The organism is Streptomyces sp. NPDC023541 (genome assembly GCF_055559995.1).
On the sequence record NZ_JBVHJO010000003.1, the window covers coordinates 465,141 to 480,547 of the forward strand.

The following is a 15,407-nucleotide window of genomic DNA, read 5'->3' on the forward strand; positions in this document are numbered from 1 at the left end:
CGCTACCGATGTGGCCGGAGAGGCCACCACCGTTCGATCGGTTTCGAGAAGGAGTGGTATGCGTCCCGAGAACAGGACCAGGTCGACCCTTGGCCCGCTGCCGAGGAGCAGCTGGCGCAAGGGCGGCACGCTCGCATCGCTCGCCCTGGTGATGCTGGGCGTGGCCAGCCCCGCCGTCGCCGTGGCTCAGAGCGTTCAGGCAGCCGAGCAGGTCAGCGCGGCCAGCCCCCACTGCCCGCCCGATGGGCATCAGCACCGTCCGGACGACCGTTCCGACCAGGGCCCGGACTTCAACCCGGACCACGGCCCGGACGACGGCCCGTGGGCGGCGGACCTCATGGCCGGCCCCGACGGCGACGACAGGTGCGAGCCGGGGAGGCCCGGCCCGACAGGACCGACGGGCGCGACAGGCGCCACCGGCGCGACGGGTGCGGACGGCGCCGATGGCGCGGACGGTGCCACGGGTGCCACCGGTGCCACGGGTGCTGACGGTGCCACGGGTGCCACGGGTGCCACAGGTGCCACAGGTGCCACGGGTGCCACGGGTGCTGACGGTGCTACGGGTGCCACCGGCGCCACAGGAGCGACGGGTGCTGACGGTGCGACCGGTGCCACCGGCGCGACGGGTGCGACCGGCGCTGACGGTGCTACGGGTGCGACCGGCGCGACCGGCGCGACCGGTGCGACCGGCGCGACCGGTGCTACGGGTGCGACCGGTGCCACCGGTGCCACCGGCGCCACGGGCAGCACCGGTGCCTCCGGGGTGAACGGCGAGGACGGTGCGACCGGTGCGACCGGTGCGACCGGGACGGCCGGTGTGACCGGTGCTACGGGTGCGACCGGCGCCACGGGTGCCACCGGTCCCTGCAGCGACATCGACAGCTTCGCGCCTTCGAGCACCGAGTCGTTCAGTGCCGCCCTCACGAACGGCATCGCCTACGCCGGTCGCGCGACCACGACCGGAGGTGTGCCGGTCTGGCAAAACCTCACGGACGAGGACAACCCGGGATTCCCGTTCGGCCGGGCCTGCGGAATCTCGATCATCGACCAGGGCAACAATGCCTACATCCAGGTCCTGACCACGGACAACCGGGTCTACCAGACACACGGTGACACCAACCTGGACAACTTCGTATGGGACGAGGGGTGGTTCGAACTGACCCCCGGCCCGACCGGAGTCCTCCGCGGCAAGTCCTTCAAGGGGGACACGCTGCGTGGAGCTCCCTTGAACCGCCTGAGCTAGGAAGGCTCGCGCAGAGGGGCCGGACGCATCCCGGATCGTCGCGGATGCGTCCGGCCCCTCGGCCGTTCGACGGCGGCGGGGCCTCAGGCCACCACCTGGTACTCCGGCCCCAGCTTGGACAGCGCGAAGGCGCGGTTCTCACCGACCCGTTCGCGCTGGCTCTCCGGAAGCCCGCCCTCCCGAAGGAGGCGGTCGCAGCACTCCAGCGACTCCTCGTACGCGCCGACCCAGTAGGCGGCCACCGCGAGCTCGTCGAGCGCGCGCCACTCGTACCAGTCGAACTCGACGAACAGGATGTCGTCGGGGCGCGGGATCCGCGCCGCCTGGCGGGCGAACAGGTACGCCAGCTGGAAGCGGCCTTCGAGCCGGCACAGGCGCGCCAGATCGCCCAGCGCCTCCGCCCGCCCGGGGCGGTTCTCGTGGGCGCGGAGGTAGCGGTCCATCACCTCGGCCGGCGGGCGCTTGAGTCCCGCCGCGAGTCGCGCCGCGTAGAGCTGGGCGCAGAAGGCCTCCTCGGCGAAGCCGCCCATGGTGGCCCGGTGGTCGTAGGCGGCCAGGGACTTCTCCGGCTCGCCCGCGTCGCGCCAGCTCTGGGCGAGATAAAAGGCGTAGCGCGCATTGCCGGGTTCGTCGCGCAGGCCTTTTTCGAGGATCGCGGCATCCCGGAGGTACTTCTCCCGGTTGCCCCCTTCGCCCTGGCGGGCTCCGCCGCCGACGATGCGGATGTGGAAGCCTTCGACGACCCCCCGGGTGAACGGCGCGTCGCAATCGAGGTACTCGTGCAGAACGCCGACGTATTTCCAGGGCAATCGGGTGGAGACGAGCGCGGGCCGCCAGTGGATGACGGGCCGGTGGTGCACCGCGACGCCGTACGAATCGAAAGTGAGCTCCGGCATCCGGAATCCGGGGTCCACCTCGATCACGTCGTCCGCGTCGAGGAACAGCAGGTAGTCGGCGCTGGAGCGGGCCAGGTCGATCGCCTCGCTGCGGCTGCCGTCGAATCCCTTCCAGGGGCGTTCGTGCAGGACACCGGGGAGATCGTCGAAGAATTCCCGGATGATCTCCTGGGTGCCGTCCGTCGACCCGGTGTCCACGATCACCCAGGTGTCGATCAGAGGACGTACGGATTCGAGACAGCGCCTGATCACCGCGGCCTCGTTCTTCACGATCATGTTCAGACAGATTTTTGCTTTCAAGGATCCCGTCCACGGTGGTGGTGAAGACGATCGTGAGGCGACCGTAGGGATCCGGCCAATGGGGTGCAAGGAAGCCACGGTGAGAGCCGCCATTGGGGCCTTGTTGCTGGGCCGATGAGATGACTGCCGAGCGAGGCGTCCGGTGTTTCCAACCCGATTTCCCCACTATTGCCGAGGCGGCCCGCCCGGGCCGATCGCACATCGTTCGATCCGGTTTCGAGAAGGAGCGGCGTACATGAGCCCCGTGAACAGGACCAGGTCACCCCTTGGCCCGGTAACCCGCCGGCGGAGTGCTGTGGTGAAGGGAGGTGCGCTGGCCTCCCTCGCCCTGGTGGTGGTGGGAATCGCCAGCCCGGCGTTCGCCACCGCGCAGAGCATCCAGGCGACCGGGACGGTCCGGTCGGCGAGCCCGACCGGCGGCGACTGCGAGTCGAAGGAGGATTCGAGCTGGAACCCGCGAGCTGTGGGCGCCCAGGCGGGCCCCCGCGGCGGCGACGAGTGTGAGGGCCAGCGGGGTCCGACGGGCCCCACGGGTCCGCGTGGCCCGCAGGGCGAGCCGGGTGAGGACGGCCAGGACGGCGCGACCGGTGCCACGGGTGCGACGGGCGCCACGGGTGCGACCGGTGCCACCGGCGCGGGCGCCTGCGTGGACGTCGACGCCGTCCGGGACAACAACGACCGTGAGTTCAAGGCGGCACTCACGCCTGACGGCATCACCTACGCCGGCGTTCGCGAGATCCAGAACACCACGGTGGGCCCCTGGACCTGGTACGACCTCACCACCAACGAGGACGGCGACTATCCGGCCGGCGCCTGTGGGGTTTCCATCGACCACCAGGCCAACCGGCTCGCCATCGAAGTGATCACCACGGCTGGCGAGATCTGGGAGACGTTCTGCGACGTGACCACGGGTACTCCCGACACGCTCACCTGTAACGGGGTGTGGAACGAAACGGTACCCCAGCCCAACCCGGGCGACCCGCCGGCACCGCTGCGTACCCACACCCAGCCGATCCGCCCCATGGACCCCAACCACCTGCCGAAGACCCTGAAGTAGGTCCCGTCGCCGGCCGGAGCCCCTACTCCGGCCGGTGGTCCGGGCCGCCGAAGTCCGGGCTGGTGAAGTCCGGTGGTGTGTAGCCGGGAGGGGAGCCCTGCGCAGGGGCTCCCGGACTGGTGAAGTCGGGCCGGGTGTACCCCAGACTGGGGATGCGCCCGGCCCCTGGCGTGCGGGGGGTCGGAAAGCCCGGGCCCGCGCTCGGATCGGCCAGCGCGTCCCGCAGGAACGGGATGATGCCGCGCTCCAGCAGGGCGTGGCGCCAGGCCTCGCGGGCCCGCGCCACCTCGTCGGGTACCGACTCGGTCTCGTCCGCCACCACCTCGGTCGCGCTGTTGCGGACGGCCGTGACCAGCAGGCCGATCACGGCGAAGAGCAGGGCGGCCGCGGTGAGCGCCCCGAAGAGCCAACCCGTCGTCAGCATGGTCTGCGCGAAGGCGGGTTCGGGCTCGATCATCTTCAGGATGTAGCCGACGAGCAGGAAGATCAGCATGGCGGTGCCGGCCAGGACCGGTGCGAGGACCGCGACCACGGCGCTGACGCCCGCGCCGCCGCCGCTGCCCCGGTCGCCGTCCTCGTCCCCCGTCGCAGCGGGAGCGGAGAGGACCTCGTCGCGTCGTTCCTCGCGGACCTTCACGTAGTGGACGTACTCGGCGGCGGCCGCGGCCGCCAGCAGGGCGCTGGCGCCCTGGGCCATCGTGCGCAGCTGTTCGGCGTTCAGCCGTTCGCCCAGAGTGGCGAGTTCGGGCCGTTCGCTCGCGGCGCGCAGTGCCTCGTCGATGAGCCGCTCGAACTCCGGTCGGTCTTCGGTCAGCAGGTGCGGAGCGCTGGTCATGTGCATCCCCCGATGCTCCGTAGAAGCCGGTTTGCCGCGCGTAGACCCGGGTGCCGGCTGAAACGGAGGAGAGCCTGCTACGGATAGAGCGATGGTAGAGCGCCCACACCACGCCGTGACAGGGGCTTTCTGGAAATACCTCTCTGCGTGAGCTCTCAGTCGCTCAGTGGAAGTCGAACGACGAGCAGTTTGCCCGCCATCGTCACGCCGCCGTCCATCGCGATGGCGAGACCGTCCGCGTAGACGTGCGGGCCGTCCACGGCCTCCGGTCCGCGCGAGTCGTCGCCGTCCTCGGTGCCCACTTCGCCGAGCAGGTACGGGATGGGGCTGTGGCCGTGCACGACGCGGCTGCCGCCGTAGGTGTCGAGGAGTTCGCGGACGGCTTGGGGGCCGGTCTCCTCGTCGCGGAAGGCGAACCGCTTGGTGAACTTCCGGAAGAGGTCCCAGGTGATGTCGACGTCGCCCCGGTTGAGGAGCTCGTGGATGGTGTCGTTGACGTCCTCGATGGAGTCGCCGTAGTCGAGGTAGGCCGTCGTGTCGGAGTGCAGCAGCAGGTGGCCCTCCTCCAGGACGGCCGCGTCCAGCCGTGACATCCACTGGAGGTGCACGTCCTGCAGGCGCTCCATGTCGGTGCGCTGTCCGCCGTTGAGCAGCCAGGCGGCCTGGAAGGTGGCGGTGCCGGCACCGGAGACGACGGGGGTGTCGCCGAACCGCTTGGCGCCGATGAGCAGCAGTTCGTGGTTGCCCATCAGGGCCTTGCAGTAGCCGCCGGCGGCTGCCGCCTCGGCGGACAGCCGCATGACGAGGTCGATGACGCCGATGCCGTCGGGGCCGCGGTCGGTGAAGTCGCCGAGGAACCAGAGCCGGGCGTTGCCCGCGGACCAGCGGCCCTCCGAGTCGATCAGACCCTGGGCGTGCAGTTCGGTGACGAGCTCGTCGAGGTAGCCGTGGACGTCGCCGACGACGTACAGCGGGCCGGGCCCGGCGACGTCCTGCGGGACGTACTGGACCTGGACGGTGTCGCCGGGACCGCCGAGCGCGCCGGAGCCGATGACGGGGAGGTCCCGGTAGGTCGGGGTGTAGCCGTCGGGTTCGTCCTCGTCGGGGCCCTGGCTCATCCGGCTCATCGCGTGCACCGGCTCGGCGTCGGCGTCGGTGTCGGCGTGCGTCTGGGGGTGCGGGTGCGGGTGGCCCTGGGAAGGCGCCTGCAGGTGCTCTTCCCGGCGCGGGTCGTGCCGGGGGGCCTGACGCGGATCCTGGCGCGGATCGTGGTGCGGGACCGGCGGCGCGGGCGGCGCGGGCGGCTGCGGCGCGTAGCCGGGATGCCGCGGCACGGCGGCCGGTGCGCCGTCCTCGTAGTACGCGGGGTACTCGCCGTACACGGGGGCCTCGTCGGGCATACCGGTGGATACGGCGTACGGTGCGGCGGGTTCGGTGACTGGCACCCGGAAGTCCCGCAGCGTTTCCGTCCGCACCGCGGGTCCCTGACCGGCCCCCTGAGTCATCGACCCCTCCACCACCGTCGCGCTGCCGTACACCTGCGGACCCTCCTGACCTCCGGGGAGGAGGGTCCGTGATGTCGTGCGCCCATCATAGGAATGCGGCTCGCACTGTGTGACGCACCAGGGGTGGTGAATCCTTTGCGGAGCGTATCGTTCCTACCGTTTTTGCCCGATATTGGCGTTGCTGAAATCCTTGACCGACCGCCGATCAGGCCGACCGGACGGTCTGGCGGTCAGTCCTGGGCCGGAGATCGGGGCGAGCTGACGGTCGTGCGGGGCTGCCTGCGCTGCGACGAGGTGCGGACGATCAGCTCGGTCGGGACGACCTGTTCGACCGGGCGTCCCGTGTCCACGCCCTCGATCGCGTCGATGAGCAGCTGCACGACGGCGGTGCCGATGCGGCGCGGTTTGAGGGACAGGGTGGTGATGGGCGGCTCGGTGTTGGCGTAGACGGTGGACTCGCTGCAGCAGACGAGCAGCAGGTCCTCGGGGACGCGCAGGCCGTAACGGCGGGCGGCGGCGAGCAGGTCGGTGCCGTTGGGGTCGAAGAGCCCGTAGACGGCGTCGGGGCGGTCGGGGCGGGCGAGGAGCCGGTCGGCGGCCACGGCGCCCGCGCACGGGTCGTGGGCGGGGTAGGACTCGTAGACGGGGTCCTGGCCGACGCGTTCGCACCAGTTGAGGTACGCGGTCGTGGACAGGCGGGTGTAGGTGTCGGTGGTGGTGCCGGTCAGCAGCCCGATCCGGCGGGCGCCGGCGGCGGCGAGGTGGTCGAGGAGGCCGAGCACGGCGGCCTCGTGGTCGTTGTCGACCCAGGCGGTGACCGGGAGGGAGCCGGCGGGCCGGCCGTCGGAGACCACGGGCAGGCCCTGGCGGACCAGCTCGGTGACGACGGGATCGTGGTCGGAGGGGTCGATCACGACGGTGCCGTCGAGGGCGACGTTGGACCACACGTCGTGGCGTGAGGTGGCGGGGAGGATGACGAGGGCGTAGCCGCGGGCGAGCGCGGCGGAGGTGGCGGCCCTGGCCATCTCGGCGAAGTAGGCGAATTCGGTGAAGGTGAAAGGTTCATCCCCGTACGTGGTCACGGTCAGGCCGATGAGGCCGGACTTGCCGGTACGGAGCGTGCGGGCGGCGGCCGACGGGCGGTAGCCGAGCCGGTCGGCGACCTCGCGAACGTGGCGGCGGGTGGCGTCGGGCAGCCGTCCCTTGCCATTGAGCGCGTCGGAGACGGTCGTGATGGAGACGCCCGCCGCGGCGGCCACGTCCCTGATGCCGGCCCGGCCCTGTCGGCCGGCGGCCCGCCGGGTGGTCTCGGTCCGGCTCACCTGATGCTTCCCTGCTGCTGTCATGGCGAGCCGATAGTAGGGCTCGGCGGGGTGGGCGGTCCGAGTGCATATGCACGCGTTGACAGGCACGTTTCTGCATGGTTCGCCACCCCCAATGACCTTGGAAATAAAGGCTTCTAAGCGCGCAGGCTGAGGGTGGCGCTTGTCGGCGGGACCGGGCATGCCAAAACGGCGCGGTCTCGGGTCGGTCGCAACTCACCTGCACGAGGGATGCGCGCCACGGCGCAGGCCACCGGCGCGCGCATATATGCGTGCGCTCCCCCGCATTCCAGGCGCCCCCATTCTCGGAAGGGCGGAATCCTCATAAGGTGAGCAGTATTGAGTCGACGGCGACGTCGTACGGGACGGTCGAGGAGGACCTGCGGTGAGCGAGAACAGCCCGAAGCTGCGCGCCGAGCTGGACGGCATTCCGACATACAAGCCTGGCAAACCGGCTGCCGCGGGCGGGCCCGTCGCGTACAAGCTGTCCTCCAACGAAAACCCGTACCCGCCGCTGCCGGGGGTGCTGGAGAGCGCCGTCACGGCGGCGGGGACCTTCAACCGCTACCCCGACATGGCCTGCACCGGCCTGGTGAACGAGATCGCCGAGCGGTTCGGCGTGCCGGTCGAGCACGTGGCCACGGGCACCGGCTCGGTGGGCGTGGCCCAGTCGCTGATCCAGTCCACGGCCGGGCCGGGCGACGAGGTCATGTACGCCTGGCGCTCCTTCGAGGCGTACCCGATCATCACGCAGATCTCGGGCGCGACCCCGGTGCAGGTCCCGCTGACCGAGGGGGACGTGCACGACCTGGACGCCATGGCCGAGGCGATCACCGAGCGGACCCGGCTGATCTTCGTCTGCAACCCGAACAACCCGACCGGCACCGCCGTGCGCCGGGCCGAGCTGGAGCGCTTCCTGGACCGGGTGCCCTCGGACGTCCTGGTGGTCCTGGACGAGGCGTACCGCGAGTTCGTGCGCGACACGGACATCCCGGACGGCATAGAGCTGTACCGCGACCGCCCCAACGTCGCCGTGCTGCGTACGTTCTCCAAGGCGTACGGGCTCGCCGGCCTGCGGGTCGGCTTCGCGGTCGCGCACGAGCGGGTGGCGGCGGCGCTGCGCAAGACGGCGGTGCCCTTCGGTGTCAGCCAGCTCGCGCAGGACGCGGCGGTGGCCTCGCTGCGGGCCGAGGACGAGCTGATGGGCCGGGTCGGGGCGCTGGTGGGCGAGCGCGCGCGGGTCCACGAGACGCTGCTGGCGCAGGGCTGGACCGTGCCGGACACCCAGGCGAACTTCGTGTGGCTGCGCCTCGGCGAGCGGACCGTGGAGTTCGCGGCCGCCTGCGAGAAGGCCGGTGTGGTGGTCCGGCCCTTCGCGGGCGAGGGCCTTCGGGTCACGATCGGTGAGCCCGAGGCGAACGACCTCTTCCTGCACACGGCGGAGGCGTTCTTCAAGGAGCTCTAGGGTCCGCGGGCGCGGACGGCAGCTCTACGGCCGCGGGCGCGGACGGCAGCTCTGGGGTCCGCGGGCGCGGACGGCCGGGCCGGGGAGGCTCAGGCCAGTTCCACGCGGACGGGATCGCCGTCGCGAACGGTGGAAAGCAGGCGGGGGTCGCCGTCGAACGAGCCGAGCACGTTGCACGGGCTCGCCAGGCGGCTCTCGCCTCCGCGCGAGATGGGCGTCGGGCCGTAGGGCAGCGCGAGTGCGTCGCCCTCGGTCCAGAACGCGACGGTGCCGGGCTCGACGACCTGGCGGGCGTCGTCCTCCAGGGCAGCGGAGACGCCGGTGTCGAAGTAGACCTCCTCGCCCCAGGTATGGGCGGAGGCGGAGATGGGAAGGGCCTCGGCCAGCACCTTGCTGGTCGGGGTCTCGTCCAGGGTTGCGGTGAGCTGGCCCGAAGGCCAGGAGATTCGAATCTGCATGAGCCGCATTCAACAATCTGTTGAATGGATTGGCTAGAGGGGTACCCCGCGTGAAGGTCGCAAAAAGCCGTGCGCCATAATGCTTGTGAATGTGAACGCGTTCACAAGCGCGTCTGCTTCCTCCTGGCTTGAGTGCGTTTGGGAGGCGGACTTCCTTGTGATCGCGGCGACACGAAGGAGACGAGACGTGGACCTGGCTCTGGCGCCAGAAACCCTGGCGCGATGGCAGTTCGGCATCACCACCGTCTATCACTTCCTCTTCGTGCCCCTCACGATCTCGCTCGCCGCGCTCACGGCCGGCCTGCAGACCGCTTGGGTGCGCACACAGAAGGAGAAGTACCTCAGGGCCACCAAGTTCTGGGGCAAGCTTTTCTTGATCAATATCGCGATGGGTGTCGTCACCGGCATCGTCCAGGAGTTTCAGTTCGGCATGAACTGGTCCGACTACTCGCGGTTCGTGGGTGACATCTTCGGTGCCCCTCTCGCCTTCGAAGCGCTGATCGCCTTCTTCTTCGAGTCCACCTTCATCGGGCTGTGGATCTTCGGCTGGGACAAGCTGCCCAAGAAGATCCACCTGGCCTGCATATGGATGGTGTCCATGGGCACCATCCTGTCCGCCTACTTCATCCTGGCGGCCAACTCCTGGATGCAGCACCCGGTCGGGTACCGGATCAACGAGGAGCGCGGCCGGGCGGAGCTCACCGACTTCTGGCTGGTGCTCACCCAGAACACCGCGCTCACCCAGTTCTTCCACACCATCACGGCCGCCTTCCTCGTCGGCGGTGCGTTCATGGCCGGCGTCTCCGCCTACCACCTGGCGCGCAAGAAGCACGTCCCCGTGATGCGCAGCTCGCTGCGCCTGGGCCTCGTCGTCCTGATCATCGCTGGCATGGGCACGGCGATCAGCGGTGACCTCCTCGGCAAGGTCATGTTCAAGCAGCAGCCCATGAAGATGGCCGCCGCCGAGGCCCTCTGGGACGGCGAGGCGCCCGCGCCCTTCTCCGTCTTCGCCTACGGAGACGTCGAGAAGGGCCACAACAAGGTGGCCATCGAGATCCCTGGCCTGCTGTCCTTCCTCGCCAACGACGACTTCACCTCCTTCGTCCCGGGCATCAACGACGTCAACAAGGCCGAGCAGGAGAGGTTCGGGCCGGGCGACTACCGGCCCAACATCCCGGTCGCCTACTGGGGCTTCCGCTGGATGATCGGCTTCGGCATGGCCTCGCTCGGGGTGGGCATGCTGGGGCTCTGGCTCACCCGCCGGAAGTTCCTGCTCCCGCCGGGGCTGCGCACAGGGGAGGACGAGGTCCCGAACCTGGTGCTCTTCAAGAAGGCGCTGAGCCCCAAGTTCGGCAACCTCTACTGGATCGTCGCCCTCTGGACCATGGGCTTCCCGCTCATCGCCAACTCCTGGGGCTGGATCTTCACCGAGATGGGCCGCCAGCCGTGGGTGGTCTACGGAGTCCTGCGCACCCGGGACGCGGTCTCGCCGCACGTCTCCCAGGGTGAGGTGCTCACCTCGATGATCGGCTTCACCCTGCTCTACGCCGTGCTGGCCGTGATCGAGGTCAGGCTCCTGGTCAAGTACGTCAAGCTCGGCCCGCCGGAGCTCACCGAGGCCGACCTCAACCCGCCCACCAAGATCGGCGGGGACGACAAGAACCCCGACCGGCCGATGGCCTTCTCGTACTGAGGCTGAGGAGAACGCACCATGGAGCTCCACGACGTCTGGTTCGTGCTGATCGCCGTCCTGTGGATCGGCTACTTCTTCCTGGAGGGCTTCGACTTCGGCATCGGGGTACTGACCAAGCTGCTCGCCCGCGACCGTGTGGAGAAGCGCGTCCTGATCAACACGATCGGGCCCGTGTGGGACGGCAACGAAGTGTGGCTGCTCACGGCCGGCGGTGCGACCTTCGCTGCCTTCCCCGAGTGGTACGCCACCCTCTTCTCAGGCTTCTACCTGCCGCTGCTGCTCATCCTGATCTGCCTGATCATCCGCGGCGTGGCCTTCGAGTACCGCCACAAGCGCCCCGAGGACAGCTGGCAGGCCAACTGGGAACACGCGATCTTCTGGACCTCGCTGGTCCCCGCCTTCCTGTGGGGCGTGGTCTTCGCCAACATCGTGCGCGGAGTGAAGATCGACCAGAACAAGGAATACGTCGGCAGTCTCCTCGACCTGCTCAACGTCTACTCGCTCCTCGGCGGGCTGGTCACCCTCACCCTGTTCACCTTCCACGGCGCGGTCTTCGCCTCGCTCAAGACCGTCGGTGACATCCGGGACCGCGCGCGGGGGACGGCGACCGTGCTGGGCCTCGTCGCCGCCGTGCTGGCACTGGTCTTCCTGATCTGGACCCAGGTCTCGCGCGGCGACGGCAAGAGCCTGGTCGCGATGGCCGTGGCGGTGCTGGCCCTGCTCGGGGCGCTCGGCTTCAACCTGGCGGGCCGCGAGGGCTGGTCGTTCGCACTGTCCGGGATCACCATCGCGGCGGCCGTGGCAATGCTGTTCCTGACGCTCTTCCCGAATGTGATGCCCTCCTCGCTCGACGCGGCCTGGAACCTCACGGTCACCAACGCCTCGTCCAGCCCGTACACCCTGAAGATCATGACCTGGCTGGCCGCGGTGGCCACCCCGCTCGTGCTGCTCTACCAGGGCTGGACGTACTGGGTGTTCCGCAAGCGGATCGGGACGCAGCACATCGTCGACGCCCACTGACCCTGGAGGGATGTTTCACGTGAAACCGATCGACCCGCGCCTGCTCCGGTACGCCCGTTCCACCCGCCTCTTCCTGGGGGCGGTGGTGGCCCTGGGGCTTGCCGGGGCGGGGCTGGTCGTCGGGCAGGCGATGCTCGTCGCCGAGATCGTCGTCGGCGCCTTCGAGGCGGGTCTCGACGGCGCGGCGCTCCGTACGCCGTTGTTGCTCCTCGCGGCGGTGGCGCTCGGCCGGGCGCTGATCGCGTGGCTGACGGAGCTGGCCGCGCACCGTGCCGGCGCGGCGGTCAAGTCGGAGCTGCGGCGGCGGCTGCTGGACCGGGCCGCGGAGCTCGGGCCGGGGCGTCCGGGCGGACAGCGGACCGGGTCGCTGGTGTCGCTGGCCACCCGGGGCGTGGACGCGCTCGACGACTACTTCTCCCGCTACCTGCCCCAGTTGGGGCTCGCGGTCGTGGTGCCGGTGGCCGTGCTCGCCCGCATCGTCACCGAGGACTGGGTGTCGGCGGCCATCATCGTGGTCACGCTCCCCCTGATCCCGGCGTTCATGGTCCTCATCGGGATGGCCACCCAGTCCCGGATGGACCGCCAGTGGCGGCTCCTCTCGCGGCTGTCGGGGCACTTCCTCGACGTGGTGGCCGGTCTTCCCACGCTGAAGGTCTTCGGCCGGGCGAAGGCGCAGGCCGAGTCGATCCGCAAGATCACCGACGACTATCGGCGGGCGACGATGCGGACGCTGCGCATTGCGTTCCTGTCGTCCTTCGCCCTGGAACTGCTGGCGACCCTGTCGGTCGCACTGGTGGCCGTGACCATCGGCATGCGGCTGGTCCACGGCGAACTGGACCTGTACACCGGCCTGGTCATCCTGATCCTCGCCCCCGAGGCCTATCTGCCGCTGCGGCAGGTGGGAGCGCAGTACCACGCGGCCGCGGAAGGGCTGGCGGCCGCCGAGGAGATCTTCGAGGTCCTGGAGGCCCCCACGGCCGGCCCGGCCGGTACGGCGCACCTGCCGGGCGGCGCCCCCCTGCGGATCGAGATCGACGGCGTCGCCGTGCGCTACGAGGGCCGCGACGAGGACTCGCCCCGTCCCGTCTCGCTGACCGTCGGACCGGGGGAGTGCGTGGCCCTCACCGGCCCGAGCGGAGCCGGCAAGTCCACCTTGCTCCAGGTGCTGCTGGGATTCGTGCGGCCGACCGCCGGGCGGGTACGGATCGCGGGTACGGACCTGGACGAACTGTCTCCGGAGCACTGGCGGGAGCAGATCGCGTGGGTGCCGCAGCGGCCGCACCTCTTCGCCGGGACCGTCGCCGAGAACGTACGGCTGGCCCGCCCGGAAGCCCGTGACGGCGAGGTGGCCACCGCGCTGAAGGACGCCGGGGCCTGGGACTTCGTGTCCGCGCTGCCGCGCGGGGCCGAGACCCTGCTGGGCGAAGGCGGTGTGGGACTCTCCGCCGGGCAGCGGCAGCGCCTGGCGCTGGCCCGGGCCTTCCTGGCGGACCGGCCGGTGCTGCTGCTGGACGAGCCGACGGCGGCGCTGGACGGCGAGACCGAGGCGGGGATCGTGGACGCGGTCCGGCGGCTCTCCGCAGGGCGGACGGTGCTCCTGGTCGTGCACCGGCCGGCCCTGCTCGCCGTCGCGGACCGGGTGGTCCGGATGACGGCCGGTCCCGTCCCCGAGGTTGCCCGCCCCGGAACCGCCCTGCCCGCCGGGCCGCTCCCCCGCCCCGGAGTGTCCGGGGCCGTGGCCGAGGAGCCCTCCCCCGGTGGTCTCGACGCGGACGCCGGAGAGTGGATCCTCGGGGCCGCCCCCGAGCGGGTGAGGCCCGGCGGCACCTCCGACGCGGGCGGGGCCGATCCGCTGCGCCGGGTGCGGGCGGTGGCCAGCGCATGGCAGGGACGGTTCAGGCTGGGCCTGCTGCTCGGGGCACTGGCCGTCGGCTGCAGCGTCGGCCTGATGGCCGTGTCGGGCTGGCTGATCTCCAGGGCCTCCGAACAGCCCCCCGTCCTCTATCTGATGGTGGCCGTCACCGCGACCCGGGCCTTCGGACTGGGCCGCGCCGTCTTCCGGTACGCGGAGCGGCTCGTCTCGCACGACGCCGTCCTGCGGATGCTCGCCGACCTGCGCGTGTCGGTGTACCGGCGGCTGGAGCGCATCGCGCCCGCCGGGCTGCGCGAGCACCGCCGCGGGGACCTGCTCGCCCGCCTGGTCGCCGACGCCGATGCCCTGCAGGACTACTGGCTGCGCTGGCTGCTGCCCGTCGGCACCGCGGTGCTCGTCGGAACGGGTTCCGTGGCCTTCACCACCTGGCTGCTGCCCGAGGCCGGAGCGGTGCTCGCCGTCGGCCTCCTCGCCGCGGGTGTCGGGGTGCCGCTGGTCAGCGGTGCCTGCGCCCGCCGTGCGGAGCGCCGGCTCGCGCCCGCCCGGGGCGAGCTCGCCACCCGGGTGGCCGACCTGCTGACCGGCACCGCGGAGCTGACCGTGGCCGGCGCGCTGGAGGACCGCAAGGGTCGGGCCCGGGAGAGCGACGGCGTCCTGACGCGCATCGCCGCCCGGGGCGCCGCCGCGGGAGGGCTGGGCGGCGGGCTGTCCGCCCTCGTCTGCGGGCTCACGGTCGTGGCCGCCGCGGCCGTCGGCGCGAACGCGGTCCACGACGGACGGCTGTCCGGGGTCGCCATGGCCGTCGCGGTCCTGACGCCCCTCGCCGCCTTCGAAGCGGTGAGCGGACTCCCCCTCGCCGTCCAGTACCGCCAGCGGGTACGCCGTAGCGCCGAACGGGTCTACGAGGTCATCGACGCCCCGGTGCCCGTCGCCGAGCCGGAGGAGCCCGCCGCATCTCCCGCCTCCCCCTTCCCGCTCAGGCTGATCGGGCTCACTGCCCGCCACGCGGGCCAGGAGCGGGACGCGTTGCGCGGGCTGGACCTCACCCTGGAAGCGGGCCGCCGTATCGCCGTCGTCGGCCCCTCGGGCTCCGGCAAGACCACGCTGGCCCAGGTCATGCTCCGCTTCCTGGACCCGGCCGAAGGCTCCTACGGTCTGGGCGGCGCCGACGCGCGCACGCTCGACGGTGACGACGTACGCGCGCTCGTGGGCCTGTGCGCCCAGGACGCGCACCTCTTCGACAGTTCGGTCCGGGAGAACCTCCGGCTGGCCCGGACCGGGGCGAGCGAGGAGCAGCTGCGGGACGCCTTGGCCGCGGCCCGGCTGTTGGACTGGGCGGACGGCCTGCCGGACGGGCTGGACACGCTCGTCGGTGAGCACGGCGAGCGGATCTCGGGCGGCCAGCGCCAGCGCCTGGCCTTGGCCCGGGCGCTGCTGGCGGACTTCCCCGTACTGGTCCTGGACGAGCCGGCCGAACATCTGGACCTGGCCACGGCGGACGCCCTGACCGCGGACCTGCTGGCCGCGACGGAGGGCCGGACCACCGTGCTGATCACGCACCGGCTGGCGGGCCTGGAGGCGGTCGACGAGGTGCTCGTGCTGGACCGCGGCGAGGTCGTGCAGCGCGGCGGGTACGCGGAGTTGGCCGCCGTCGAGGGGCCGCTGCGCCGGATGCTGGAGCGCGAACGGGAAACTGACGGGAGGTTTGGCCAATTTTCCCCTCTAATGGGGACTAACTAG

General features: G+C 71.0%; 11 protein-coding genes. 6 read left to right on the top strand and 5 right to left on the bottom strand.

Annotated elements, in window-relative coordinates; translation table 11 throughout:
* Positions 1–58 precede the first annotated feature (58 nt).
* Positions 59–1,243 carry a hypothetical protein gene (locus ACZ3X1_RS09690; protein ID WP_467278256.1) on the top strand — a complete coding sequence of 395 codons (1,185 nt, stop codon included), beginning with the start codon at positions 59–61 and terminating at the stop codon, positions 1,241–1,243.
* 83 nt (positions 1,244–1,326) lie between these two features.
* On the opposite strand, the gene ACZ3X1_RS09695 is transcribed toward ACZ3X1_RS09690, so the two are convergent.
* Positions 1,327–2,415 (bottom strand): glycosyltransferase, encoded by a 1,089-nt coding sequence (locus tag ACZ3X1_RS09695; protein ID WP_356811317.1) that lies wholly within the window; start codon positions 2,413–2,415, stop codon positions 1,327–1,329.
* A 322-nt stretch (positions 2,416–2,737) separates the two neighbouring features.
* Here ACZ3X1_RS09695 and ACZ3X1_RS09700 point away from each other — a divergent pair, with 322 nt between their 5' ends.
* Complete coding sequence (locus tag ACZ3X1_RS09700) at positions 2,738–3,496, top strand: hypothetical protein (RefSeq protein WP_467278259.1); 759 nt, start codon at positions 2,738–2,740, stop codon at positions 3,494–3,496.
* Positions 3,497–3,518: 22 nt separating this feature from the next.
* Here the strand turns inward: ACZ3X1_RS09700 and ACZ3X1_RS09705 are convergent, their stop codons facing one another.
* The 3 genes from ACZ3X1_RS09705 to ACZ3X1_RS09715 all read right to left on the bottom strand — a co-directional run bounded on the left by ACZ3X1_RS09705 (position 3,519) and on the right by ACZ3X1_RS09715 (position 7,182).
* Complete coding sequence (locus tag ACZ3X1_RS09705; RefSeq protein WP_467278261.1) at positions 3,519–4,337, bottom strand: hypothetical protein; 819 nt, start codon at positions 4,335–4,337, stop codon at positions 3,519–3,521.
* 149 nt (positions 4,338–4,486) lie between these two features.
* On the bottom strand, positions 4,487–5,851 hold the full coding sequence (locus tag ACZ3X1_RS09710; protein ID WP_467278576.1) for a metallophosphoesterase: 1,365 nt from the start codon (positions 5,849–5,851) through the stop codon (positions 4,487–4,489).
* Positions 5,852–6,066: 215 nt separating this feature from the next.
* The gene (locus ACZ3X1_RS09715) at positions 6,067–7,182 is read right to left on the bottom strand and encodes a LacI family DNA-binding transcriptional regulator (RefSeq protein WP_356811320.1); all 1,116 of its coding nucleotides are present in this window, start codon (positions 7,180–7,182) and stop codon (positions 6,067–6,069) included.
* A 361-nt stretch (positions 7,183–7,543) separates the two neighbouring features.
* Here ACZ3X1_RS09715 and hisC point away from each other — a divergent pair, with 361 nt between their 5' ends.
* Positions 7,544–8,623, top strand: coding sequence for a histidinol-phosphate transaminase (gene hisC / locus ACZ3X1_RS09720; RefSeq protein ID WP_467278265.1), 1,080 nt, complete (start codon positions 7,544–7,546; stop codon positions 8,621–8,623).
* Between the two features lie 89 nt (positions 8,624–8,712).
* Here hisC and ACZ3X1_RS09725 read toward each other — a convergent pair whose 3' ends face one another.
* On the bottom strand, positions 8,713–9,081 hold the full coding sequence (locus ACZ3X1_RS09725; RefSeq protein WP_467278269.1) for a cyclophilin-like fold protein: 369 nt from the start codon (positions 9,079–9,081) through the stop codon (positions 8,713–8,715).
* 187 nt (positions 9,082–9,268) lie between these two features.
* Here ACZ3X1_RS09725 and ACZ3X1_RS09730 point away from each other — a divergent pair, with 187 nt between their 5' ends.
* Genes ACZ3X1_RS09730 through cydD form a run of 3 tightly spaced genes read left to right on the top strand, consistent with a single transcriptional unit; the run spans position 9,269 to position 15,407 of the window.
* Positions 9,269–10,774, top strand: coding sequence for a cytochrome ubiquinol oxidase subunit I (locus tag ACZ3X1_RS09730; RefSeq protein ID WP_467278272.1), 1,506 nt, complete (start codon positions 9,269–9,271; stop codon positions 10,772–10,774).
* 18 nt (positions 10,775–10,792) lie between these two features.
* Positions 10,793–11,794, top strand: coding sequence for a cytochrome d ubiquinol oxidase subunit II (gene cydB / locus ACZ3X1_RS09735; protein WP_362628660.1), 1,002 nt, complete (start codon positions 10,793–10,795; stop codon positions 11,792–11,794).
* 19 nt (positions 11,795–11,813) lie between these two features.
* Positions 11,814–15,407: a thiol reductant ABC exporter subunit CydD gene (gene cydD, locus ACZ3X1_RS09740; RefSeq protein WP_467278579.1), complete on the top strand. Its 3,594-nt coding sequence runs from the start codon at positions 11,814–11,816 to the stop codon at positions 15,405–15,407.